Source organism: Dyadobacter koreensis, from assembly GCF_900108855.1.
GTDB lineage: Bacteria > Bacteroidota > Bacteroidia > Cytophagales > Spirosomataceae > Dyadobacter > Dyadobacter koreensis.
In genome coordinates, this window is sequence record NZ_FNXY01000008.1 from 416,159 (window position 1) to 442,233 (window position 26,075).

23 protein-coding genes are annotated in these 26,075 nt (G+C 41.6%); 6 read left to right on the forward strand and 17 right to left on the reverse strand.

Translation table 11 applies throughout. From position 1 onward, the window contains the following. Positions 1–3: 3 nt before the first annotated feature. Both BMY70_RS25090 and BMY70_RS25095 read right to left on the reverse strand, forming a co-directional pair. Positions 4–762, reverse strand: a complete 759-nt coding sequence (locus BMY70_RS25090) for a patatin-like phospholipase family protein (RefSeq protein ID WP_090339739.1) — start codon at positions 760–762, stop codon at positions 4–6. Positions 763–825: 63 nt separating this feature from the next. Further along, positions 826–1,668 (reverse strand): MBL fold metallo-hydrolase, encoded by an 843-nt coding sequence (locus tag BMY70_RS25095; protein ID WP_090339741.1) that lies wholly within the window; start codon positions 1,666–1,668, stop codon positions 826–828. Positions 1,669–1,808: 140 nt separating this feature from the next. On the opposite strand from BMY70_RS25095, the gene BMY70_RS25100 reads away from it, so the two are divergent. From BMY70_RS25100 to BMY70_RS25110, 3 genes are all read left to right on the forward strand, one after another. After that, positions 1,809–4,127 carry a GH92 family glycosyl hydrolase gene (locus BMY70_RS25100; protein ID WP_090339744.1) on the forward strand — a complete coding sequence of 773 codons (2,319 nt, stop codon included), beginning with the start codon at positions 1,809–1,811 and terminating at the stop codon, positions 4,125–4,127. A gap of 178 nt (positions 4,128–4,305) precedes the next feature. Then, positions 4,306–5,454, forward strand: coding sequence for an FAD-dependent oxidoreductase (locus BMY70_RS25105; RefSeq protein WP_090339747.1), 1,149 nt, complete (start codon positions 4,306–4,308; stop codon positions 5,452–5,454). A gap of 204 nt (positions 5,455–5,658) precedes the next feature. Continuing rightward, positions 5,659–7,632, forward strand: a complete 1,974-nt coding sequence (locus BMY70_RS25110; protein WP_229209771.1) for a S9 family peptidase — start codon at positions 5,659–5,661, stop codon at positions 7,630–7,632. A gap of 162 nt (positions 7,633–7,794) precedes the next feature. On the opposite strand, the gene BMY70_RS25115 is transcribed toward BMY70_RS25110, so the two are convergent. Next, complete coding sequence (locus BMY70_RS25115) at positions 7,795–8,670, reverse strand: alpha/beta hydrolase (protein WP_090339750.1); 876 nt, start codon at positions 8,668–8,670, stop codon at positions 7,795–7,797. A 247-nt stretch (positions 8,671–8,917) separates the two neighbouring features. Between BMY70_RS25115 and BMY70_RS25120 the strand changes: the two genes are divergently transcribed. Both BMY70_RS25120 and BMY70_RS25125 read left to right on the forward strand, forming a co-directional pair. Beyond that, positions 8,918–9,934 carry a threonine aldolase family protein gene (locus tag BMY70_RS25120; RefSeq protein ID WP_090339753.1) on the forward strand — a complete coding sequence of 339 codons (1,017 nt, stop codon included), beginning with the start codon at positions 8,918–8,920 and terminating at the stop codon, positions 9,932–9,934. A gap of 222 nt (positions 9,935–10,156) precedes the next feature. Beyond that, on the forward strand, positions 10,157–10,747 hold the full coding sequence (locus BMY70_RS25125; protein ID WP_143072159.1) for a hypothetical protein: 591 nt from the start codon (positions 10,157–10,159) through the stop codon (positions 10,745–10,747). Positions 10,748–10,804: 57 nt separating this feature from the next. Here BMY70_RS25125 and BMY70_RS25130 read toward each other — a convergent pair whose 3' ends face one another. From BMY70_RS25130 to BMY70_RS25185, 12 genes are all read right to left on the reverse strand, one after another. Further along, positions 10,805–11,497: a DUF421 domain-containing protein gene (locus BMY70_RS25130; RefSeq protein WP_090339759.1), complete on the reverse strand. Its 693-nt coding sequence runs from the start codon at positions 11,495–11,497 to the stop codon at positions 10,805–10,807. A 34-nt stretch (positions 11,498–11,531) separates the two neighbouring features. Further along, positions 11,532–12,290, reverse strand: coding sequence for a hypothetical protein (locus BMY70_RS25135; protein ID WP_090339762.1), 759 nt, complete (start codon positions 12,288–12,290; stop codon positions 11,532–11,534). Positions 12,291–12,682: 392 nt separating this feature from the next. Continuing rightward, on the reverse strand, positions 12,683–13,243 hold the full coding sequence (locus tag BMY70_RS25140) for a TetR/AcrR family transcriptional regulator (RefSeq protein ID WP_090339765.1): 561 nt from the start codon (positions 13,241–13,243) through the stop codon (positions 12,683–12,685). Positions 13,244–13,347: 104 nt separating this feature from the next. Then, entirely contained in the window at positions 13,348–14,295 is a 948-nt protein-coding gene (locus BMY70_RS25145; RefSeq protein ID WP_090339767.1) for a DUF4249 domain-containing protein, read from the reverse strand. 2 nt (positions 14,296–14,297) lie between these two features. Then, the gene (locus BMY70_RS25150) at positions 14,298–16,700 is read right to left on the reverse strand and encodes a TonB-dependent receptor (RefSeq protein ID WP_090339770.1); all 2,403 of its coding nucleotides are present in this window, start codon (positions 16,698–16,700) and stop codon (positions 14,298–14,300) included. Between the two features lie 93 nt (positions 16,701–16,793). After that, entirely contained in the window at positions 16,794–17,192 is a 399-nt protein-coding gene (locus BMY70_RS25155) for a hypothetical protein (RefSeq protein WP_090339772.1), read from the reverse strand. An 84-nt stretch (positions 17,193–17,276) separates the two neighbouring features. Next, a complete protein-coding gene (locus tag BMY70_RS25160; RefSeq protein ID WP_229209772.1) occupies positions 17,277–19,349 on the reverse strand; it encodes a M3 family metallopeptidase in 2,073 nt (690 codons plus the stop codon). A gap of 48 nt (positions 19,350–19,397) precedes the next feature. Further along, positions 19,398–20,237, reverse strand: a complete 840-nt coding sequence (locus BMY70_RS25165; RefSeq protein ID WP_090339781.1) for an SMP-30/gluconolactonase/LRE family protein — start codon at positions 20,235–20,237, stop codon at positions 19,398–19,400. A gap of 179 nt (positions 20,238–20,416) precedes the next feature. Next, positions 20,417–21,388: a 23S rRNA (adenine(1618)-N(6))-methyltransferase RlmF gene (rlmF, locus tag BMY70_RS25170; protein WP_218148679.1), complete on the reverse strand. Its 972-nt coding sequence runs from the start codon at positions 21,386–21,388 to the stop codon at positions 20,417–20,419. 14 nt (positions 21,389–21,402) lie between these two features. Continuing rightward, positions 21,403–22,191, reverse strand: coding sequence for a DUF3050 domain-containing protein (locus tag BMY70_RS25175; RefSeq protein ID WP_090339786.1), 789 nt, complete (start codon positions 22,189–22,191; stop codon positions 21,403–21,405). 104 nt (positions 22,192–22,295) lie between these two features. Beyond that, positions 22,296–22,667, reverse strand: coding sequence for a VOC family protein (locus BMY70_RS25180; protein WP_090339788.1), 372 nt, complete (start codon positions 22,665–22,667; stop codon positions 22,296–22,298). Positions 22,668–22,754: 87 nt separating this feature from the next. Beyond that, on the reverse strand, positions 22,755–23,870 hold the full coding sequence (locus BMY70_RS25185) for a Gfo/Idh/MocA family protein (protein WP_090339792.1): 1,116 nt from the start codon (positions 23,868–23,870) through the stop codon (positions 22,755–22,757). 199 nt (positions 23,871–24,069) lie between these two features. On the opposite strand from BMY70_RS25185, the gene BMY70_RS25190 reads away from it, so the two are divergent. Then, on the forward strand, positions 24,070–25,014 hold the full coding sequence (locus tag BMY70_RS25190) for a ring-cleaving dioxygenase (protein ID WP_090339794.1): 945 nt from the start codon (positions 24,070–24,072) through the stop codon (positions 25,012–25,014). Between the two features lie 74 nt (positions 25,015–25,088). On the opposite strand, the gene BMY70_RS25195 is transcribed toward BMY70_RS25190, so the two are convergent. Continuing rightward, positions 25,089–25,469, reverse strand: a complete 381-nt coding sequence (locus tag BMY70_RS25195; protein WP_090339796.1) for a hypothetical protein — start codon at positions 25,467–25,469, stop codon at positions 25,089–25,091. A gap of 213 nt (positions 25,470–25,682) precedes the next feature. Continuing rightward, on the reverse strand, positions 25,683–26,075 hold a 393-nt coding region (locus tag BMY70_RS25200), incomplete at its 5' end, for a T9SS type A sorting domain-containing protein (protein WP_229209773.1).

Below are 26,075 nucleotides of genomic sequence, written 5' to 3' on the forward strand. Positions count from 1 at the left end.
CGCTTAGAAAGCTATTCTTTTTTCCGCCAGCAATTCCCGGGTATACTTATAACCGATGTCATATAATTTTTGTGCCTTTCGAAAATCGAATGTGTTGAACGTGCTTAGTTCAGGGGCTTCGATAAGGAGATCGCAACGGTCAAGACTGGCCTTGGCCTTCTGCCGCATCGCCATTCTTATACTCCTGTATGTGATCTGATGCATATGCGACGAGGGTTTTGAAAAAAGCAGCGGATTGCAATGAATACCAATAATGTAATCCGCTTCCTTTTCAACCGGCGCAACGGGCAGATTATTGAAAATGGCTCCGTCAATCAAATCGCGGCCCTGCCAATGCAGTGGTTTGAATATACCAGGCAGGCAGCATGATGCCAGGACAACTTTTCCCAATTCTCCTTTTCGAAACGTAACTTCTTCACCTGCATGGAGATCTGTTGCGGTTACGATCAAAGGAATTTTTAGCGATTCAAATGAATTTTCAGGGATATATTTTTTCAGTATTTCTTCAACTCTGTCAATTTTAAGAAGTCCTAAGGAGCTGAAACCAAATCTTAAATAGGAACTGAATCTTGTTTTCAGGATCATTTCAAATATTTCGTCAGAAGTATATCCATAAGCGATCAGCGCGCCAACGAATGCGCCTGCACTAGTGCCGCTGATGATATCTGGTTTGACTCCAAATTCTTCAAGTGCCTTGATCGCACCGATATGAGAAATACCGCGGGCCCCGCCACCTGATAAGACTAGTGCAATTTTCCTCATTTTGTTTAAACGCAGAATTAAGAAGTTTTTGTGGGAAGTTTCACAGAGTTTTTATTCTGGGTACTATAAAAAATTCCCTAAATCACCTCTTTCCAAAATCCTTATACCTTTCTCCGTTTGTTCCACGGTTGCTGCCTGGTACACCGGATCGTGTTCGAACAGTAAAATATAATTTTCTTCCACAGCCTTTTTCAACACATTTTCTTTCTCCTGCATCGTCAATAAGGGTCGAACGTCATAGCTCATGACCCAGGGAAGCGGAAGGTGAAAAGACGATGGTATCAAGTCGGCAGCGTAAATGATCTTTTGGTTTTTATAGGAAATAACCGGGAGCATCATTTGTTCCGTATGACCATCCACGTGAATAAATTCAATATTTCCGAAGGGTGAAATTCCTTTCTCAATAAATTTGAGCTGACCTGATTCCTTGATTGGAAGAATATTTTCTTTCAGGAAAGAAGCCTTTTCCCTCGGATTCGGATTTGTCGCCCATTCCCAATGAGATTCATTTGACCAGTAGGTTGCATTCGGAAACGTTGGTAAAAGAGCAGATCGGTCTGCATTGTATTTTACGGCGCCGCCAACATGGTCAAAATGTAAATGTGTTAGCAAAACATCGGTAATGTCTTCCGGTTTGAAGCCAGCGCTGTTTATCGATTTGATCAGTGTTGCATCGCCGTGCAGATCGTAAAAACCGAAGAATTTTTCATCTTGTTTATCCCCTAAGCCTGTATCGACAAGGATCAGTTTATCGCCATCTTCAATCAGTAAACACCGCATAGCCCAGCTGCAAAGATTTTTGTCATCCGCCGGATTGTGCCTGTTCCACAGCGTTTTTGGAACAACCCCAAACATGGCACCGCCGTCAAGTTTAAAATAACCGGTATCGATCGTATGAAGATTCATAAGGGCAACAGTATATTTATTCGTCTAACAAGTAGCTTTGGCCGTAAAGTTAGTTATTAATAGATAAGTTGATAATTTAGGCTTCGAGTCTAAGATCAATTTTCGATAATCCGGCTAATATCAAACATTTGAATTTTAATATGTACTTCAATTTTTTTAAATTATCAGGCGCTTTCCTGGCAGGATTCATGATGATTATTCATTTTTCCAACGCGCAGAAATTGCCGATCCAGTATGTGGAAACGAGAATTGGTACAGCGCCGGCCACAACAAAAAGTGCCAAAATGCATAGCGAAGCGGGAAGCGAGTTGAAGGGCCAGACTATGCCAGCCGTTGGAACACCTTATGGAATGACCCAGTGGACACCGCAGACAAGATCAACCGAGACAAAATGTATCGCTCCTTATTATTATGCCGACACTCATTTTCAGGGTTTTCGCGGCACACACTGGCTTAATGGTTCCTGTGTTCAGGATTATGGAACGCTGACGGTCATGCCGCTTTCCGGAGAACTTATCGTTAATCCTGAAAAACGCGCATCCGGTTTCCGGCATGAAACTGAAATCGCAACACCAGCTTATTATAGTGTTACCTTAGATGATTACCAGATCAATGCAGAAGTAACATCTCTGGCTCGTTCAGCGATGTTACGGTTTACCTATAAAGAAGGAAAGGAGAATTTCATCGTCATTGAGCCAAACAGCGACGAAGGTGAAGGTTTTGTTGAAGTTTTTCCGGAAAGAGGAGAAATTGTAGGTTATAACCCTGTTCATCGAATATATCAGGGGTCAGGACAGCCCGCAGGGTTCAGCGGATATTTTGTCTTAAAATTTGATACGCCGTTTACACAGTATGGTGTGTGGGAATCGGATACGATTGTGCCGATGGGCAGAACAAGAGCGGGTAAGGGAAAGCGAGAAAAGCTGGGTGCTTATGTAGGCTTTGGGACCAAAGAAAGGGCCGTAATTGTACAGATAGGCACGTCTTTTACAAGTCTGGAGGGCGCTAGGGCGAATCTTAAAAAAGAGCAGGCGGGGAAAAGTTTCGACGCCGTAAGACGCTTTACTGAAAATCAGTGGAACGACGCGCTTGGAAAGATAAAGGTGACAGGCAGTGAAAAAGATAAGATTCTGTTTTACAGTGCTCTATATAGGACAAAATTATCGCCACGGTTATATTCTGATGTTGATGGCCAGTATCCATCGTTTGCCGGAGGAACGCCGCTCCAAAAAGCGGATGGCTTCGATTATTATTGCGATTACAGTATGTGGGATACCTTCCGTGCGTCCATGCCTTTAAATGTTCTCTTAGAACCAAAAAAATCAGGAGACATGATGCAATCGCTGGTGAAAAAAGCGGAGCAAGGTGGCTGGATGCCCATATTCCCCTGCTGGAATAGCTATACGGCTGCCATGGTTGGAGATCACGTTATGTCTGTTATGGCGGATGCATATGTTAAAAATGTACGAAACTTTGATGTAAAATCAGGGTATCAATATCTGCGGAAAAATGCTTTTGATGCAAACAGTGATCCGAAAAGTTATGAGGCAGGAAAGGGAAGAAGGGCGCTGAGCTCTTATCTGAAATACAACTACATTCCGCTGGAAGATAGTGTCTGGCAGGCTTTTCATAAACGCGAACAAGTTTCCCGGACGCTGGAATATGCTTACGATGATTTTTGTCTTTTTGTTCTGGCAGAGGAATTAGGGCATAACGAAGATGCAGCTTTACTGAGAAAACGGTCTTTGAATTACCAAAATGTGATCGACCCCAGGACCGGATATGCACGTGGAAGGTATGAAAACGGCAGTTGGATAAAATCATTTGATCCGTTTGAAAAGCGTTCAAGTTTTATCACCGAAGGGTCGCCGGCTCAATACACCTGGTTTGTTCCCCAGGATATTGCCGGTCTGAAGAAAGCTGTTGGAGGAGATAAAGCATTTATCAGTAAACTGGATACGCTTTTTCAGCAGGGATACTACTGGCATGGAAACGAGCCGAATCACCAGATTTCCTATCTGTATAATTATGTTGGACAGCCATGGAAAACGCAGAAACAGGTGCGGAATATTATTCGTGAGGAATATGATATAACGCCTGGTGGGTTGAGCGGTAATGAAGATGGTGGGCAAATGTCGGCCTGGTTGGCTTTTAGTATGGCAGGCTTATATCCCGTCACACCAGGAACGCCTTACTACGTGCTTGGAACTCCCCTTTTCGAAGAAGTTATTTTCCAATTTTCAAAAAGCAAGATGTTTAAAATGAAAGCAAATGGCGTTTCTGAGGAGGCACAGTATATTCAGTCGGCGAAATTGAATGGAAAACCATTCACCAAAACCTTTTTGTCGCATCAGGAAATTACCGCTGGTGGTGAGCTTATCCTTGAAATGGGAACATATCCGAACGAAAAATGGGGCACTGCGGCAAGCGATGCGCCGCCGTCATTGACAAAGGAATAACAATATTTAATAGTGTTGTAAAATATTGCGTTACTGGTATTATGCAATGTTATTATTGTATTAAATATAATATTATTTTATTTAAATTCTGAAATATTAGTTTTGAACAATATTAAATTTGTAATAGAGTAGAGTGTTGACTAATTTTCGTTTGAAACGTCCTATTACTCCCTTTCAAATGAACCGTAGAAACTTTTTTCAAAAAGCTGTTCCAGCCAGTCTGGCACTTGGCGCTGTTGCTACTTCCTGCGCACCTAAAACTCAACTAACTTACCCGGACAAACATTTCCATATCAGTCGAGGCTATCACGAGATTCCGAAACTGCGTCTTTCTATGGATCGTATTGTAAAGGAAACGGTGGGCTTGCGGCCATTTCGCCCTTCCGGACCACGTATTGAAACGGAGCAGTTAGGAAGCAAAACGATCGTGCATAATTACGGACATGGCGGGAGCGGCTGGTCATTATCCTGGGGAACCGGAAATATGGCTCGAAAAATGGTATTGGCGACTAACGAGAAAAAAGTTGCGATGCTGGGATGTGGAACGGTTGGAATTGCAACTGCTCGTTTGTTACAGGAAAGCGGTTGTGAAGTCACAATTTATACAAAAGACGTTCCGCCGAATATTACTAGTAACCTTGCAACTGGAACCTGGTCGCCGGCCTCACGGGTTTGTGACGTGAAGGTGGCGAAACCAGAGTTTAAAACGATTTGGGAAGATGCAACACGTTTCTCGTTCCGGCGCTTCCAATTTCTGCTGGGCATGAATGATATTGCTTGCTGGGCGGAAGAATACGGCGTTTTCCAGAAAGAGCCGGTTTACATCCCGGGAGCAGGCGGGGAAGATTTTGAAATTCACGGATTGATACCGGAACGCGTTAAATTGACAGCAAAAGAGCACCCATTCAATGCTGATCACGTTACCAGAAGAACAAATCTTATGTTTAACATTCCATCTTACCTACGTCATCAATTGACAGATTTCGTGATGTTTGGCGGAAAAATAAAAATCCAGGAGATCAAATCTCTGGAGGATATTGATGCCTTACCGGAAAAAGTGGTGGTAAATTGTATGGGTTTAGGAGCAAAACCGGTTTTCAACGATCAGGAATTAACGCCTGTATCCGGACAACTTTCCTGCCTGATTCCCCAGAGCGATATCAACTACAAATTGTATACACAAGGTGCGAATTTTATTTCCAGAAAAGATGGAATATATATAGGGAGTAACGGTATTGTAGGAAATTGGGATACCACCCCAAGCAAAGAACAAACCGAAAAAACCGTAGGGATAATCCAAAAACTAATGGAGGAAATGCGAGGCTGACCAAAACTCACCCTGAAAGGGTTACTATCTTAGCCCCGGGCATCGCCCGGGGTTTTTTGTGATATCCGGTTTTTTATGGTATCCGGTTTTTTGGTGATTACCGGTTTTTTGTGATTACCGGTTTTTGGGGATATTAGGGTTTTAGTGGTATCGGGTGTTTCGGGAGAATTTTTGATTTCCCAGCCTAACCCCTAATTTCACGTTTTGAATTATTCTCCCGGAGGAGCGATGAAAATTTCTCTTTCGATAAAAATCATCAATAAAAACATGAAGAAAATTTTGTATGCAGCTGGTTTGGTGCTGATCTCATTCGGGGCCCGGGCTCAGAATTTACTAACAGCCGAGCAGCTTTGGAAACTTGGCCGTGTTTCGGGTATAGGGTTATCGAAAGACAAAAAGAACGTTATCTATTCTGTCAGCACGCCGAATGTCGAAGAAAACAAAAGTACCAGAAAATTGTACAGTATTCCGGTTACGGGCGGTGCGGCAACTGAAATTACAAGTACGGAAAATATAATAGCGAACGATAAAATTTCATCAGACGGAAAATATATCCTTAGCAGTGATGCAGTCAAAATAAAAGATATAATCGGATCAGATAAGTATCCTGATCTCAAAAAATCCAATGCATATGTTTTTACCTCGCTAAACTACCGACATTGGGATACCTGGGAAGACGGCAAGTTTGACCATGTGTTCGTCTCGCCGCTTGTCAATGGAAAGGCAGGTGAAGGAAAAGATATTATGGCTGGGGAGGCATTTGACTGCCCGCAAAAGCCATTTGGCGGAGACGAAGATTTTATCTGGAATCCAGACAGTAAACATGTTTTGTATGTTACAAAAAAGAAGTTCGGAACTGATTATGCTGTGAGTACCAACACCGACCTTTTTGAATACGATATTGAAAAAGGCACGACAAAAAACCTGACAGAAGATAACAAAGGTTACGATGTGGCGCCTGCGTATAATACAAAAGGCCAGCTTGCATGGTTGCAGATGAAGAGAGACGGCTACGAATCGGATAAGCAGGATATCGTTGTTTCAAATGGAAATTTTAAGATCAATCTGACAGGGCAACGTGACGATATCCATGTGGATGGATTCAAGTGGGGAGAAGATGACCGCACGATTTTTTTCTGGGCGCCGATCGACGGAACGGTTCAGTTATTCAAGGTGAATTATCCCGGACTGACTAAAATCGCCGTAAACATTGTCCAGATAACAAAAGGAGATTTTGATATTACCGGCGTCGTTGGACAAGTTGGGAACACACTTGTTGTTTCAAGAAATGATATGAACAACGCGGCAGAATTGTTCACCGTTGACATCAACGATGGCACAATGAAGCCGTTGACCCATGTCAACGACCAGGTGAATAATTCACTGGCAAAGTGTAAAACCGAGCGCAAATTAGTGACTACAACGGATAACAAAAAAATGCTCGTTTGGGTGATATACCCACCGAATTTCGATCCTGCCAAAAAGTATCCGACATTACTTTATTGCCAGGGTGGCCCGCAGGCAGCGTTGACGCAGTTTTATTCTTATCGTTGGAATTTTCAGTTGATGGCTTCTCAGGGATATATTGTCGTGGCGCCGAACCGTCGCGGTATGCCTGGACATGGCACGCAATGGAACGAGCAGGTGAGCAAAGATTGGGGCGGGCAGGTAATCAGGGATTATCTCAGTGCGATTGATGCGGTTTCAAAGGAACCTTATGTTGATAAAAATAAGTTGGGTTGTGTTGGAGCGAGTTTTGGAGGATTTTCTGTATTCGCTCTTGAAGGTGAACATGAGGGAAGATTTAAAACTTTCATTTCACACGACGGTATTTTCGACTTCCGAAGCATGTATGGGACCACCGACGAAGTATTTTTTGAAAACTGGGAAAAAGGCGGTCCATACTGGGATAAAAAGAATGCCGTTGCACAACGATCTTTCAGCCAGTCTCCAAGCAATTTTGTGGATAAATGGAATACGCCAATTTTTATTATTCAAGGAGGAAAAGATTATCGTGTCCCAATTGAACAAGGTCTGCAGGCATTTCAGGCTGCACAGTTGAAAGGTATTAAAAGCAAGTTGCTTTATCTCCCGGATGAAAACCATTGGGTGTTGAGCGCGCAGAATGCCATAGTTTGGCAGCACGAATTTTTTAGCTGGCTGAAAGAAACGTTGTGATAAACAGCTCAACCCAAAACTAAGTTATCATTAAGTTCAGTATTTGAGGGTGCCTTTATGCTCAATTTCCAAAAGAATAACCAGCACCGCAGGGTTTGGAAGTAGCTATGATCCGGACATTATTTGTCTGTGAATAATGTCCGGATATACGTCTGGCCCAACTTATCGACGGAAACTTTGTCCGGTAAATTTCAAAACTTCCGGTAACGCCGTACGCCAGTAAGTCCAGGTATGCGCGCCGTCTCTCACACGAAACTCATGTGGAATCCCTTTTTTCATAAGTTCCGTATGCAGAACCATATTTCCTGTGACCAAAGCGTCATCGTCGCCGCAATCGATATAATAACGAACTGTTTTTAGTTTTTCAGAACTGATGGTTTCTACAAGTTTTAAAATTGAATTTTTATAATAAAAATCGGTAAGTCTTGCTTTGCCTTTAAGATTGGGACCGTAAATGGTTGCGTACCGATTTTCCCAACGCTCTTCAGGCATGGCCATCATTTCTTCATCGGTTCTGACAGCAGCGCTTAAAGCAGAAGCTGCCGCGAATAATTCCGGATGTTTTGCAGCATAAAGCAAGGTTCCAAAACCGCCCATCGAAAGGCCTGCAACGGCACGAAATTCCTTTTTTGCCCTTGTCCGATAGTTCGCATCAATATATGGAATAAATTCTTCGGTGAAAAAATCTTCATACCTGCCTTTATTGTCGAAAGTATTCATATACCAGGTCACCTCGGCGTCGGGCATTACGATAATCATTGGGGGAGCATCTCCGTTGTTGATTGTTTTGTCAGCGATTTCCTGAGCCTGTCCAAATTGAGTCCAACCAGTTTCGTCATCTGAATAACCGTGGAGAAGATATAAAACCGGATAACGTCGGTTGGTTTTGTCATAATCAGCAGGAAGATAAATACTGTATTTAATTTCTTTGCCCATCAGCTTGCTTTTGACTTTCAGACTTTCCTTGATAGTGCCTTGCTGGGCATACAACGGCAGAATAAGGAGAGATAAAATGGTTAGAAGAGCTAGTTTTTTCATTTCAATTTGTAAAAATTTATAATAAGATTTTGGGCTACCTGCTTTAAGAAAGTTATTTTAAAAGTAAAGCTACTATTCGGGAGCTTCAGGGAAGGCTTTTTCCATCCGGTGAAGGAATGAATTTAAAAATATTCGCCCTTTTTATTTTGACTTGGTTATCTTTAAAACTTGCCGTATGAAGTGCACTACCGGGCTATAACTTCTCGCTTTTATTTTATAATAAATCTGTTTTTAATATTTATTTTTAATGACAATAGATCTTCGAAGTGATACCGTCACCCGCCCGACGAAAGAAATGCAGGAAGCCATGTGGGCCGCGCCTGTTGGTGATGATGTGATGGGCGACGATCCGACGGTAAATGCGTTGCAGGAAAAAGCAGCAGCTTTATTTGGTATGGAAGCAGCTTTGTTTTGTCCTTCGGGAACGATGACAAACCAACTCGCCATTCGTGTCCATACGCAGCCGGGAAGTGATGTGATCTGCGATAAGAACTCGCATATTTATCTTTACGAAGGCGGTGGGATTATGTTGAACTCTTTTTCGTCTGTAAAACTGCTGGATGGTGATCGGGGGCGGATTAATGCTTCGCAGGTTGCCGATGCAGTAAGTCCTGAAGGGGATATCCATGCGACCGTCAGCCGGATGGTTTCTCTGGAAAATACGATGAATAAGGGAGGGGGAAGTTATTATGATTTCAATGAGATCCGTAAAATAAGCACAGTTTGTGATCAAAATAAACTGGCTTTTCATCTCGATGGAGCCCGCCTTTTTAACGCATTAGTTGAAACTGGCGAATCAGCGAAACAATACGGTGAAGTTTTTGATAGTATAAGCATTTGTTTATCAAAAGGTTTAGGTTGTCCGGTGGGATCTCTCTTGCTGGGTACACAGGAACTAATTACGAAGGCAAGACGCTTCCGAAAAGTGATGGGCGGTGGTTGGCGACAAGCTGGTTTTCTGGCGGCCGCTGGTATTTACGCCTTAGATAATCATATTCAAAGGCTCAAAGAAGATCATAACCGGGCGAGGACGATCGGTGAAATTTTTCTGCAAAAATCCGAGGTGGAAGAAATTTATCCGGTTGATACCAACATTGTTATTATTCGTATTGCTCATGAAATCTCGGCTCAGGATTACGTCCGGAAGTTGAGTGAATCTGGAATTCTGGCAGTGACATTTGGCAAAAATCTGGTTCGCTTCGTGACGCACCATGATTTTAATGATGATCATCTGGAAGAACTGAGAAAGAAATTGTTAAAATAAATTGCCGCTGAAATAGTGTCGTTGCAGCCATGTGCGAATACTATTTTAGCAGTACTTTCTCAAATCTGTATCCAAAGCAAACGCCAAAACTGTACGCAATGGCGTCGATCCAAGCAGCGAGTTATAATTGCTGATTTTTCGGTTTAACTAAAATTTTTTCTAAAAAAGTGTCCTTTCGCATATTCCTGCGTCAATAGAGCATCACATCAAACAACACAAGTTATGAGGAATTACATGTTAACCATTGCAGCTGCTTTATGCATGCTATTTTTAACGCAAATTTCATTCGCACAGGACATGTCTGTCGAAGGTTTGCTGGATAAGGCGGTGTTATTATCTGACAAAGGAGATAATGCAGCTGCTGCGGAAGCTTTGACGCAAGGAAGCGCTGCATTGGAAAGTGAAGCAAAGGGTTCGGACGGAACGCTGAAAGATAAGTTATTAGGCAAGGCCGGTGATCTCAAATCGCTGATTCCGCTCGCTTCGGGAGGAAAACTCCAATCGGGAGTTTTAGGAAAAGCCGTCAGTGCCGTAAAAATGTTGATTGGTGCAAACAGAATCAGTAGTCTGCTGGGGAAAGGTGAGTCGGGGTTGCTTGGAAATGCTTCAAGTCTGACAAGCAATCTTGGCCTGATCAAAGCAGGATCGTCAATTCTTGGGTCTGATTCCCAAAGCAAATTGGGCGGATTGATTGGCGAAGCGACAAAATCGGTTGGGGGACGGGATAAAAAAGGCGTTGCCGGAAAGCTTGCTGCAACGGCTTCCAGCAAATCTTTGGGCAGTATTGTCAGCCTTGTTGGCTCTGCAATCTAAAGGAAATTAAGCTAACATAAAAGCCAGAAGCCACCTCTCAAAAGTGGCTTCTGGCTTTTATGTTTTTCGGATCGTTTTAATTGATGGCACCCATTCTTCTTTTCCACAAGTATAACATACCGCAATACCTGGTTTTTGTTCTGTCGTGTTTCCACAAAATGAACAGGAATGTAAACCAGTGTGCTTGATTGTCTTGCTTTTAAGATTAAACTGTTCTGGCAGGATTGGGAGACCAGGTTTTACATCGTCATCTTCATAGTAAAATATGCTGACTTCACCTGAAGATTCCAGATATGCGTTTCTGACCTGGCCAAGATGTTCGACACTTTTTAGCCTCAGCTCAGAAAAGAACTCGTCCTGCGCCAGACTCTCTTTCTTAAATTGAGTGATAGAAAACTTTCCCTCGTGGATCAAACAGACCGTTTCTCCCTCAATAAAGGTTTCGAATTTTTTGTATTTCGCAGTCAGCCAGGTAACCAGTCGATACAGTAAAATGATTGTAATGAAAACCGTTATAGCAGGAAAAAGACCAACATCCTCATAAAACATCGGGTCACCAGCAGCTGAACCCAGTGAAATGATGATGACGGTTTCAAAAATAGACAATTGTTTAACGCCTCGTTTACCAGCAATTCTTAGTACGAGCAGTAAAATGATGAACATGACTGTCGACCGGAATATTACTTCGAACAGAAATAGTCCTGGTAATTCATTCAAGAGCATGCGCTCCCATTCAAATATTTCTTTCATGTATTTTCCCTGAAACAGTTTCTAATTTTAATATTTATTGTCTCAAATCAAAAGCCAGGCCTTTGACTGCCCGCTCTCCTTTGATATCTTTTACCGGCGCCTCTATATGGTAAATTCCAAGGGTTTTCTTAGACTTATCAATCTTAAAAGCATACATGACCGTCTCCGTTTTTTCATTACTAAATGTGATGCTTGTAGAGATCGGATAAATTTCACCTACGCAGTCGCCGCTGTAACAAAGTGAATAATTAGTAAATTTTTCCAGACCTGTTACTGTACCATCTGCGTTAAATACAACGCGTTGCGAAGTCTGCGTACCGTTTCTGTAAATTTTGTATTCACCTGCGATCATCTGCTCATTGAGAGCCGTGACAAAATTACTCTTTGATTCTTTAAACGCAGAGTTTTTGTTCGTTCCGTTCCAGGCACTGTCTATCAAAGTTATACTATTATCATTATTTAAAATAAATGTCATATCCTGGTCTTGTAGCGCTTTAACCAATTGATATTTTTTGCCCGTCTTCTTGTAGGCAAGCTTCGCTTGTTCAAAGCCGTATAGAATATCGACGCTGTCTGTTCCGTTGAAAGTTAACTGATAACAATAGACCGGGATAAGTCCCGGGATGGAATCTGCCACTTGCCTGAGAAAAGTTTCGTTGATGAATTTGCCACTAAGTTTCGCAGCCTCTTTTTCTGAATTTTGATCGCACCCCGCGAGAAAAAGAGAAGAAGCCACCCAAAAGCCAAAAGTATATCTGATGGTTTCAAACGTTGAAATATATTTTTTTTTCATAACCTATGGTTTAAATTATGCGGCTGTGTATAACTGCTGATTCCACTGAATCTTAAAGGTTTTTGAAAAAAAATGATTCTTTCTCAAAATTGATTAAGTACAGATTATACTGAATAAAAAAGGACATGGCCTGCTTTTCCATGGCAACATCCATGTTTTTATGATGAAGTGTAACTTTTAGAGAAAAAAAGTATGCCTTGCTGGAGTCGTGCTTTTTTGTGAATGAAATTTGACTCGAAAGTGTGTTTTTAATTTAGATATGTCTTAAATCCCTCGTCGTCAGGTGTAGGGGAAAGAAGTTTTGAATATTGGTTTTTTGGGAAAGAAAAAGCATTGTGAGGTACTAAAACCTCATTGCGGCACTTTAAGTATAACCTCCTTGGTAATGGAAATTATTTAATGTATTTAAGTTTAAACAAATCGGCGACAGCCTGTTTCGCTTTCTCTACCGGCCATTGGTTTTTGAAAAGCTGGCTTTCGGTCATGGCGCTTTCAAATAAAAGATAAATTATATCGGTATGTTCGCCTTTTTCTTCTGGCAGTATTTCCCGGAAAAATTCTCTAAGCTGTGTCTTATGGTTTTGGATCGATGCCAATAATCTGGTCTCTTCTGATTGGATTTCCGAAAGCATATTAAGAAAACTACATCCGCGAAAGCTTTCCTTTTCATTTATAAAGTTAAGGAAATCAAAAGCTGCCAGTATTTTCTTTTTTGGCTTTTTCGATTCGTCGGTAAAAAGTTTTAGCTGGGCAAACCAGATTTCCTGACGGGCGTTTAAGTATTCAATGCCAAGTTCTTCCTTGGATTTGTAATGAAGATAAAGACTCGCCTTTGCAACTCCCGCATCGCTGATAATCTGATTGATGCCTGTTGCGTGATAACCCTGTTTATGAAATAGATGAAGTGCTGTTTCTAAAATTCGTTCTTTGGGTAAAATCGGATGATGTTTCATGGCAAAGCAAATTTGGTAAACGAACAGACTTGTCTATTTTATTTATAAATTAACACAATATATTCCTGAGTTTTTTAAAACTGCCAACAATCAGGCGAGATATTTTAAGGTCGGTATATGACTTGTTTATTATTGTAAGCGGCAAAACATCCCAATCCGCCTTCCACATTGTTATAAACTAAAACGGGTTCTGCAAAAGGATTGTCATCGTCATTCTGTTCCAGCGTTTTGTGATAATCGTAATAAGATTTTTCGGTATTATTAACTTCAATGACCAAAGCAATTAACTTAGGTTTTTGCTGCGCATAATATCTGGTTCCATCACTTGCAATATACATTAGCGAAGAAGGTAAATATCCTCTTCCTAATGGAGAAGTAAAAGAGGTTCCGTCGAGATTTATGTCGTTTTGAAAATCGCTTCGTCCATTATCGTCGTCCCAGCGAAAACTGAAACGTGTTCTTACTCGTTTTTCAACGAAGTTTTCCGGGTTTTCTCCTTCGAGCACCGAAAACTCAACATCCATATTAGCTCTTACACGGTAATAATTCGTTTCTCCTGGGATATCCTGCCATCTCATCCTGACTGTTAATGCTGTATCCAGCCCGTTTCGCCGATTGACATAGGCTGTGTCGATGACATACGAGTTAATCGTTACCTGATTGGTAGGTACGGTGCAACTAGCAGTTACGGAACGCTGCCCATCGGAAACAGACAACTTGTATGTTTCCGATGCTACAATCGTAAACTTCGTCCTTTCGATACTGTAAAGCTGGCTGGCGGAATCGAAGGGTATAACAACTTCCTTACCTCCGCCTGAAATCTTTACAATCGCATTTTTTACGACAGAATTTCCGGAACTGGATTCTCCAAAAAGCGGAATTGATTCGGTAACGACTACATTGATCCGCGCGGCCTGGGGGGAGATGAAGGACTGAACAACCAGCTTTGATGTCGCTCCGGGTAAATTATCCGGTGAAATTTCGGTTACAAGGGTATCGCAGGAGGAAAATCCGGCAAGCAGAAAAAGATATATGATGATTTGATTTTTCATAACTAGAACTTGAAATTGTAACTGACCGAGGGCAAAACGGGAAATAATGAATAACGTTTCAGGGTTGTTTTGGTATTACCATTAGCAAGTTTTTCTTCTGAAATATCATAGAAAAAAGGATTTCGCCGGTTGTAGGCATTATATAAACCGATTTCCCAGGTTCGCTCGTATCGTTTTTTCTTTTTATGCAATTGAACGGCCAGGTCAAGTCTGTGGAACGGTTCTGCGCGAAAACTGTTTTTATCGCCATATTCCGTGACCTGATTACCGCTCCAGGAGGTTGCGGTTCTGGTTCCGGTGGAAGAAAATCGGGTGAAAAAATTATCTGTGACACCTGTAAAACTCGCTCTTGGCAACGTCAGCGCATTTCCTGTACCATAAACCCATGTCGCGGAAACGGTAATTCGTTTAGTAAGCTCATAAATTCCAACGACCGACAAATCATGACGGCGGTCGTATCGGGGATAAAATGTTCTCCCGAAATTGAGCTCAGGAAATTGCCATTTTGTCCATGAAAGTGTATAGCCGACCCATCCTGAAAAGCGTCCCGTTTTTTTGTGCACTAAAAATTCAGTGCCGTATGACCAGCCTTTGCCAGCCGTGACGTTGTCCTCCCAGCTTAGTTCATTAGCATTTTCACCGCTAATACTTAAAAATGAAGCACCTTCTTTATAATTTAGAATATTACCCATTTTCTTGTAGTAACCTTCCAGGGTGAGCGTCAAAGCTGGTTTTTCAAGATCTTTAGCCAAACCGATGGCTACCTGTTTCGATTGCTGCGGTGCAACTTTGTCAGTTGTGGGAACCCATAAATCGGTTGGAAGGCCGAGCCCGGTGTTGGATAATAAATGAACGTATTGGTTCATCTGAGCATAGGAAGCTTTGAAAGAAAAATCTTCGGCAAGTCTTAAAGCTGCGGAAAAACGCGGTTCTGGCCGGAAATAGGTTTTTGATTCGGTTTGAAAAGTACTTAACCTAAATCCTGCATTCATTTTTAAAGCATCGAAAGGCTGCCAGGTATCCTCAATATAAATTCCACCTTCCAATGTGTTAATCGGTGTGACAGACCGCTCGATGGACTCATCGATCAAAGATCCCTGAAGCGCCAGCGCGGAAGGAACGAACCGATGAAAAGTAGCTTGTGCGCCAAACTTCACTGCATGTTTTGGAGAAGGGTAATAGTCAAGATCAGTCTTGATACCCCAATCGCGGATTTGAGAAGTATAGTTCAAACTGAATTCGTCCCGAATGGTTGCGTCGGTATTGATATCTTTATTGTAATTGCTTACACCAAAGTCAAAGTTGCTGTAAATGAAGGAAGTATTTACAAAAAGCTTCTGATTTAGCAAGTGGTTCCAGCGTAGCGTCGCTGTCTTATTTCCCCAGTCAAGCCCTGCTCTGGACTCACGCGTAGGACTGGTTTCATTTGCATAAAAATTATCATGACCAAAATAACCACTCAGATATACCTTGTCTTTTGAACCGAGGTCGTAGTTTATTTTTGCATTTATATCATAAAAATAATATCCCGGTTTTACCTGTTCAACAGCATCGCGCTGGTCTCTCGCGATGAGGGGCGCTGCCAGAATATCTATATAGGTCCGTCTGGCAGAAACGAGAAAAGAAGATTTGCCTTTTGAAATCGGCCCTTCCAAAGTAAGCCGGGATGAGATAATTCCGATGCCGCCTTCGCCATGTAGAGCCTCTTTATTACCTTCTTTCATATTCATTTCCAAGACAGAAGATAGCCGCCCACCATAACGGGCCGGAAAACCACCTTTTGTCAATTCAACGCTTTTCAGTGCGTCGCTGTTAAAGATTGAAAAAAAACCAAACAGGTGATTCGCATTGTATACCACAGCATCATCCAGAATGATCAGATTTTGATCTGGCCCACCGCCGCGTACATACAATCCAGTTTGTCCCTCTGTGCCTTTTTGAACGCCGGGCATCAGCTGCAAAACTTTCAAAACATCCTTTTCTCCAAAAAATGCCGGTATTTTTTTAATCTGCGAAATCGGAATTTCCACCTGGCTCATCTGTGCAGACCGGCTTACATAATCTTCCTGCCGGCGCGAAGTTACGGTTACTTCGTCCAGTTGGTTTACTGTGGCTAAAAGGATACTTAGCTCGGTATTTTTATTTAACCTGATCTGTTGTTGAACTGTCTCGTAACCTACGAAAGAATAAACAACCAAAGCGGAATCCATCGCAGGTAAGGTTAACGAATAAAAACCATACGTGTTGGTAACAGCACCATAGGGCGTATCAGGAATATAAACGTTGACGCCCGGTAACTGTTCCTGACTGCCTTGTTCGCGAACGAATCCGCTGATCGTTATACGTTCCTGCGCCCTGACTATGAAAGAAAAAAGTAAAAGAAACAGAGTACAAGTTGAACGCATAGTAAGGATGACGGTTGACTTTTGTAACGTCTTAACGATGAATATAGTATAAAACTAACATACGCAAAACCCGTCCTGTTCTGACGCGTGGGATCAAAAATAACTTTTACCAGGGACCGATTCTCTCTGTGTGAAAATCTTCTGATATTCGGGATCATATATGTCCGAAATAATATAACTTCCACTGGTTTGCCATTTTCCTTCAATCCATTCTCCGTTTTCCTCCAGTTGTTTTACGATTGTTTGAGATTGAATCAAGGCCTTTCCCCAGATCAGCCATTTCCCATCGATACTGTGCACCAGAAATACTCTTACCGGATCCAGATGAAAAATTCTTGCACTGTCTTTTTTATGAAAATGAAACAGTTGCCCTTTTACATCTTCAAGCTTAATTGCTTTCTGCAAATGCTTTTCCAGATTTAGTATCTCAACGGGAAAACCTTGCTCAGTTGTGATTTGCAGCGTGTCATTGATTTCTATAAAGCTACCCATCTTATTGAGATTAGTGATGATATAAAAAGTAGTTGCCGGCGTATACCAACAACTACTTTTTGTTATTTTGTTAATGGTAAGAACTTAAACCGCCTTATCCAGACCTCTGTTTTCAAGCAAATATTTCACCTCCGGTTCTCTTCCACGGAATGCTTTGTACAATGTCATTGGTTCTTCCGTTCCGCCTTTTGCCAGAATATTCGTTCTGAATGATTTGGCAATAGCGGGATCAAAAATATTGCCAGCTTCTTTGAATGCGGCAAATGCGTCACTATCCAACACTTCTGACCAGATATAACTGTAATAACCAGCCGAATATCCGCCCGAAAAAATATGCTGAAAATAAGTGCTTCTATACCTGGGCGGAATTTGACTAATCAGTCCCAGCGATTCCATCTTTTCATTTTCAAAGGCTGTGGTATCAAGTTTCTGTCCTGATGAGATCGTATGATAGCTCATATCCAGAAAGGAAGCCGCCAGATATTCTACCGTCCCAAACCCCTGATTAAACCTCGAAGCATTTTTCATTTTCTCAACCAGTTCTGTTGGTATCACTTCACCGGTTTCGTAATGTTTTGCATAAAATTTCAAAACTTCCGGTTCAAAAGCCCAATGCTCCATAACCTGCGAAGGAAGTTCTACAAAATCGCGTGGAACAGAAGTCCCGGACAACGTTTCGTAATGAACTTTTGAAAGAAGTCCGTGCAGCGCATGACCGAATTCATGGAAAAATGTTTCCACTTCATCAGCTGTCAGCAACGCAGGCTGACCACCGGCAGGCTTGGCAAAATTGCAGACATTAGCCACAATAGGGGAGATCTGCTGGTCATTTTTTACAGATTGCTTACGATAGGAAGTCATCCAGGCGCCTCCTCTTTTTGAAGTGCGGGAATGAAAATCCATATAAAAAATTCCGGTATGCGTTCCGTCCGCTTCATTCACTTCATAAGCGACTACGTCCGGATGATATTTAGGAATATCTTTAATCTCCGTGAAAGTCAAGCCGTAAAGTTTCTGCACAACGTGAAAAATCCCATCTCTGACATTTTCCAGTTTAAAGTAAGGGCGGAGTTCTTCTGCGTCGTAATTGTATTTTTCTTTACGGACTTTATCTGCATAATACGACCAATCCCAACCTTCTAACCGGTCGCCTTTGCCTTCTTTATCCACCAATTTCTGCATTTCTTCTGCTTCGAGTTTAGCGACGGGCAAAGCAGCTTTCCAAAGGCGATTTAATAAGTCGTAAGCCTGATCTGGTGTTTTTGCCATGCTTTCTTCGAGTACAAAATCAGCGTGCGTTTTATATCCAAGAAGCTGTGCACGTTCAGAACGCAACGTGGCTATGCGGGACACAATTTCCTTATTATCACGCTCGTCATTATTGTTGCACCGGTTGATATACCCTTTGAACATCTTCTCACGCAACGCGCGGTTTTCGGCATATTGAAGGAAGGGCATCACACTGGGATTGTGTAACGTGAATTTCCATTTTTCCTCATGTCCCGAATCTTTCGCGGCGTTTGACGCAGAAGCAATAATCGAAGAAGGCAAACCTGCCAAATCTTTTTCGTCTTCAACGATCAGCTCAAAAAGATTCGTTTCGGCCAAAAGATTCTGGCCAAACTGAACGGTCAAAACCGAAAGTTCCTTGTTGATCTCACGCATTTTTACCTGCTGATCTGCATCCAGATTAGCGCCGCTTCTGACAAAAGCTTTGTAGGTTTTTTCGAGCAAACGCTTTTGTTCATTCGACAATTTCAGGTCTTGCTGCTGCTCATTGATTGTTTTTACCTTTTCAAACAAATCTGAATTCAGATAAATATCGTCGCCGTGTCCCGACAATTTTGGCGCGATAACCTGCGAAAGTTTCTCAATTTCCGGAGAGGTATGAGCAGATGCCAGGTTGAAAAAGACCGAACAAACTCTCGTCAGCAAGTCGCCGCTTGACTCCAGTGCTTCGATTATATTTTCAAAAGTAGGAGCGTTATTTTCTGAACAAATCGCTGCAATCGCTTCTACCTGCTGTTTCATTCCCTCTTCCACAGCTGGCATAAAATGTTCAATTGTGATTTTATCGAAAGGCGGGACCTGGAAAGGTGTTGTATATTCTAGAAAAAACGGATTGATATCAATTGATGTCAATCCGTTTTCTTGCATTTTTGAAATCATAAATACGCTAAATCAAAATGTAACTGGATTCGTTTATTACTTAACACCTTTCACCCTCATTTTTATTCCATAAACTGCGGTTTCAGAAGTAATAAATAGCAAATCACGATTTTTACCTGCAAAACAAAGGTTGGCAGTCCAGCCTTTACTAACCGGGAAATGAGCGATTTTTTCACCTAATTTATCAAAAACAGTGACGCCGTCGCCTGTAAGATAAAGATTTCCTTCTTCGTCGAGGATCATGCCGTCTGAGCCTTTTGATACAAAAAGTGTCTTGTTGCTCAAAGATCCGTCTTTGTCAATATCATAAATATAAGTTTTGTCTGCACCGATATCTGCTACATAAAGTTTTTTGCCGTCAGCAGTTCCAATAATTCCATTTGGTTTCTTCAGTTTTTCATCCACACGGATCATTTTTTTGCCGTCTGGCAACAAGTAATAAACATGTTGGCCATCCTGCTGCATTTTCGGATCCCGTTTCCAGTAATCTCTCTCGTAAAGCGGATCGGTCAGATAGATACCACCTTTGGGATCGATCCATAAATCGTTTGGTCCGTTTAAAAGTTTTCCATCATAATCTTTAACCAAAACTGTTGGATTTCCCTTTTTATCAAAAGACCAAACCTGATTATCTTCATCGGAGCAGGCGACAAGATTTCCTTTTTTGTCAAAATACATTCCGTTAGCACGTCCTGCTTTATCAGAAAAGGTACTGAATTCGCCTGTTTCAGCATCCCAGCGAATAATTTTATTATTAGGCTGATCCGTAAAAAATACATTTCCCTTAGTATCAGCAACCGGACCTTCTGTGAATTTATAGCCATCACCCAGTTTTTCGACCTGGGCTCCTGCCGCAGCAATTGAGTTTTTATCCATGATTTGAGCAGAAACTGTAATTGAAAATAAAATTAAAAAAGTAGCCGTTGCAGCTAAGTTTAACAAAGTGAGTCGTCTCATGGAACCGGTTGTAAATTTTTGTACCAAATAATTTTGGGATATGTAGATAAGCACAGAATCCGGGAAATTTAATGATCCGGAAAGAAGTTTATTGAATATTAGTAACGGTCAAAGCGTAGCTTTTTCCATTCTGATTGCTGCTGCTTATTTAAAAATGTCCAGGCTAAGAATCGGCTTATTTTCTGTCCCTGCGACATTTCAACTGTTTTTATATCAAGTGCTTTCACATTTCTCAGTGCAGCATAAACGCCCGGCAAGGTTGTTTTTTTTGAAATCAGAGATGTAAACCATAGACACTGATCCTGAAATTTAACACTTTCAGAGATCATTCGTTTCACAAAATCTTCTTCACCGCCTTCACACCATAACTCGGCATTTTGTCCTCCGAAATTAAGCATCGGATTGCCATTTTTCTTTAACCCAAGGTTAGTGATTTTTCGTCTTGTTCCGGCTTGGGCTTCTGAAGCAGAAGCGTGAAATGGAGGATTGCACATTGTCACATCAAACCGCTCATCAGGTTGAATAATGCCCTGGAAAATATGTTTGGAAGAAGTTTGCAGCCTGCATTCAATGGCTCCTTGCAGCGAGGGGTTATTATCAACAATTTTTAGTGCAGAATTTATGGAAACCGGGTCAATGTCGGAACCAACAAAACTCCATCCATATTCCCGATGGCCGATAATAGGATAAACACAATTGGCGCCGGTCCCGATATCCAAAACGCTGACGGATTTTCCAACGAGGAATTTTCCTGAGTTTACAGTGCTCAGTAAATCAGCAAGATAGTGAATATAATCCGCCCGCCCGGGGATGGGCGGACAGAGATAATTTGCAGGAATATCCCAATAGGAAACTCCGTAAAAATGTTTGAGCAGCGCTTTGTTGAGCATTTTTACAGCATCGGGATTGGCAAAATCAATCGATTCGTCTCCATAAGGATTAATCGAAACAAACCTCGAAAGTTCTGGCAAATCATGAATCAGCTGTTTGAAATCATACCGCTCGCGATGCAGGTTTCGCTCATGCAGGCTGGTCTTTTCGGTATGGATTTTCTTAGGTTTTTGCGCCAACGAAATTTTTCAGATTATTGTAAAATTGATTTTCTGCTTTCGATCTGATCATATACTGCATCCCATAGATCAATCCTTTTTTGTAAGGACTGAATGGTTGCGTGCTCAGCTTCTTTCCAGATCGTTTCGTCGTCGCCGCAAAGGTTTGAAGTCATCTGTAAAGCCAGATTGCTGTGATGATCGCCGTCAACTTCGATATGTCTTTCCAGATAATATTTGAAAATAGATACTTCTTCCGGGAATGTCTTACTGATGTCGCTCACGATGGAGTGGAACATGTTCGGGATCAGATCTTCACGACCGAACGTAAAAGTGGCGGCTTGTAAATAATCTTTATTGCTGTTTATGATATCAAAAGTGAAATTCACGAAATTCTGTGTCGCTTCCGGAGCTTCTGAAATTTTGAAAGCTACGTTCAAATCACCATTGGATTGTAAGGCAGAAATAAATTTCTCGATTTGTGTAACATCCGCACCGCTTTGGGTCATCGCTTCCAGATATAGTTCGAAGTGACTTTTTAAATCGCCATTTTCGTCTACGTCAGACTCCTCACCCAGCACGATTTCATTAATTAAATGTCTCGTCACAGCCGAACCTTTTGGAAACCACGGTACGGTTGTGCAGGTCAGATTATTTTGCAAAGCTTTTAGAAGTGACATGAAATCCCAAACCGCAAAGATGTGAAACTGCATGAATATGCGAAGATCTTCCAGCTCTGTAATCGCAGAATAAACTTTGTGATTAATGATTTGTTGTCTGAGCGGCTCGATTGCCAGTTGTAATTTATTGATATGATCGGACATAGGTCAATTGAATATAACTTTTACGATTCCTGAATAATCCGCAAAGTTAAGTCATCAAAGGTTCCTATCATACGTTTAAGTGGTTTTACAACCTTTGCGAATAGTTAATCCATGTTGGTGATCCACCACTGATTGCCGAATGGATCTTGAAAACCCGCGCTATATCCATATTCCCGGTTTTCAGGTTCCTGCAAAGAAACTGCTCCTTTTTCAATCGCTTTGCTGTAAATCTTATCAACGTCTTTGATCTCCATAAACATACCAGAAGGCAATGGTTTGTAAGCTTGCTGAGATTGCGCGATCATCACAATTGCTTTTCCAATACTGATTTCGCCATGCATAATGCTGCCGTCTTCATTGTGAACCAGCATTTCTTCTTTCGCATCAAAAACTGCCTTTAAAAAATCCAGAAAATCATTTGCGCCATCGATGATCAGATAAGGCATAATGGGAAGATAATAGTCAGGAGTTTTCATGATTTCTCAGGTTTGGTTTGAGATGATAGTTGTAAAAAAAATATCAAAAAATATGCCCGATCTTACAGGATCAGGCATATTTCGGTGTTATGCTTTATTAATGAAAATTTTCTGACCTCCTTTTCGAATTGATTCGTAAACGGCATCGACGACGATCATGTCTTTCAGGCCTTCCTGTCCTGTGACATTGGGATCAGGCTTGTTATTTAGAATAATATCGGCAATTCCATCCATTTGTAAAGTTTGATGTTTAACGACCGGCTGGTTCATGGGTCCAAGGTGCGTCCTTCCTTTGATCGGGCCATAACCGAAAGCCGGGCTAAGTTCCACGAAACCTTTATCACCAATCACATACAACCTTTCGCAGTTATTGAAGGCATAAGTAGTCCCGCAGTTTGCAATCACGCCACTTGGAAAACCCAGCTGGAAAGTGATGGTTTCGTCTACTTCTTTAAATTTTACAGGATCTGTTTTGCTTTCCTGGGCAGTCACCCAGATCGGTTCTTCGCCCGTTGCATAACGTGCGCCATTGAGAGCATATACACCGACATCCATCATTGCGCCCCCGCCTGCCAACGCTTTTTTGAGCCTCCACTGGTTGGGATCGCCACTTTTAAAACCCATGTAATTATTTACATGCATGATTTTTCCTAGCTCGCCGGCTTCCCGCATACGGATAAGTTCACGTGTGTGCGGTTCAAAGTGCATACGGTAGCCAATGTAAAATTTGACACCGGCTTTCTCGCAAGCCGCAATCATTTCGCGGGTTTGTCTGGCATTATCGGCAACAGGTTTTTCACATAGCACGTGTTTTCCAGCCGCTGCAACTTGTAACACATGCTTGTGATGGAGTGAGTTAGGGGTGGTGATGTATACCATGTCGATGTCAGGATTATTTTTTATATCGCCGACATTTTCATAATTGTAAGTGTTTTTTTCAGGAATATTATATTTCTGTTTCCAGGTGTCAATCTTGGACGGAGTACCTGAAACTAGCCCCACAAGTGTTGCCATCTTACAGTTTTGCATCGCTTCTGCCACGATACCAGCATAACCACCGAGGCCCATCAGCGCTACCCGAAGCTGTTTTTCGGGGCGTACGAACGGTTCCGGGATTGTGTTTGCAGTAGCCGGAAGGCTGGAAAGTGCTGTCACTCCTAAACCCAGGGAAACTTTTTGAAGGAAATCACGACGAGAATTCATACGTACAAAGATTGGTGAAATGTAGTAAAACAGATTGGATCAGTGACTTAATGTAAAAGTAGCGTGCCTGGATGATCTCCTTATCGATCCTGGTGAATGTTGTTCTTATTTATTTTTCATTTTTCCTTCGTCAAATTGAACCAAATTTCAATATTGCATGTATATACATTAAATGTATCGACATATAAATTTAGAAATCATGAATAATCTGATCAACGGCTTACACCATATCACCGCTCTTGCCAGCGACGCACAAAGAAATGTGGATTTTTATGTAGGGATTTTAGGGTTGAGGATGGTGAAAAAAACGGTAAATTTTGATGCGCCGGATGTATATCATTTATATTATGGAGACGAAACTGGTACGCCGGGCTCGATCGTTACATTTTTCCCTTATGCCGGTTTGGTGCGTGGACGCAAAGGGGGTGGACAGCTTACTTATTCCGCTTTTTCAATTCCAACTGCGTCCTTGCGTTACTGGATGGATCGTCTGGTTCAGTTTGGTATTCCATATGCAGGGCCATACCGACGATTTAATGAAACGTATCTTCGTTTTGAAGATTTTGACGGAATGGGCGTGGAGCTGGTTGCCAATGATTTAGATAAACGTCCGGGGTGGGATAATGGTAAAATTCCAAAAGAATTTTCAATCCGGGGTACTTATACAGTTTCGTTAAATGAATTTAAAATTGACCGTACCGTTTCGTTGCTTACGGATGTTATGCAACATAAATTGATCGCTGAGGAATCGGGAATTTATAGATTTGAAAGTGGGGCGGGCGGGCCTGGTTCTTATGTGGACGTGCTCGAGTCACCAAAAGATATTCGAGCTTTGCAAGGTGCAGGTTCGGTACATCACCTTGCTTTTGCAACAGAAAGTGATGAAACCCAATTGGAAATCCGTGAGAAACTTTTGTCCGGAAATTATAACCCTACGGAGGTGCTCGACCGGAATTATTTTCATAGTATTTACTACCGCGAACCAGGTGGAATATTATTCGAAATAGCTACGAATCCTCCCGGATTCTCCGTGGACGAAAGTGTTGCTGAACTGGGATCTTCTTTGAAATTACCAGAGTGGTTTGAACCAAGAAGAGAAAAAATCGAAGCTGAGTTGCCTGCAATTGTGGCTGAGAGTAAGTAATCAGTATTGTGAGACTTGTAAAAACGGCTTCCTGAATTCAGGAAGCCGTTTTTCTGAAACATGGCTAAGAAATATTATTCAATTGTTACTGATCGTTCTCGTTTCTGTTCTGTCAATTTGAACAAACTTGTTTGCATAACATCTTTCACAATGACTTTAATTTCGTACGTGCCCGGAGCGAGCGCATCAACATTTAATTGCCTGCCGAATTTTTGATTTTTTTTATCAACGATTTCGCGATAGATCACGTCGCCGGTTTCATTTTTCAACAGTATTGTGGTCGAAAAATCAGTCCCCGCTTTGTCAATGTAAACGTTGATTTTGCCTTTTTTCGTAGAATAGATACCGGTGCCAAACCGTGTCGATTTTTTACTCCCGTTTTTATCCGCCGCCGTGGTGGATAATGGGATAATTAATGCCAAGGCACAGAAGATAAATTGTATTGAAGTTTTCATGAGCTATTTAGATTAACAGACTGTTGAATAATGAATTATTTGTTAAGATTCATTTCGTTAGTCGCAGCTTTTCGTGTTGACGGAAACAATTCAATACTAAATCTTATGTTTTCTTGGCTACGGGATTATAATAGCGAAAGGACTTCCGGTTTGGGAAGCCCTTTCGCTATAAATATGGCTAATAGATTAATTCTGAAAAAGCAGAACTGCGTCTTAATTTATTGTCAAAACCCGTTCGGTTTTTTGTTCAAGTAATTTGAAAGTTTTGGATTGCGTCTGGCCATTGCTGCTAATTTTGATCTCATAATTTCCAGCTTCCAATTCGTCGACGTTTAAAACACGTCCGAATTTCTGATTGCTTTTTTCAATTACTTCGCGGTATACTACATCTCCTTTTTCATTTTTCAAAAGCAGTGTAGTGTTTGCGTCGGCGCTTACTTTGTCGACCATTACATTGATCTTGCCGCTTTTGCTGGTATAAATTCCGGTACCAAATCCGGTAGATTTTTTGGTTTCTTTATCTTCTGCAGAAGCAGTGAAAGCGAAAGAAGTAACAAGTGCAAAGGCACAGATGAAGGTTTTGATTGAATTTTTCATGGCTATTTT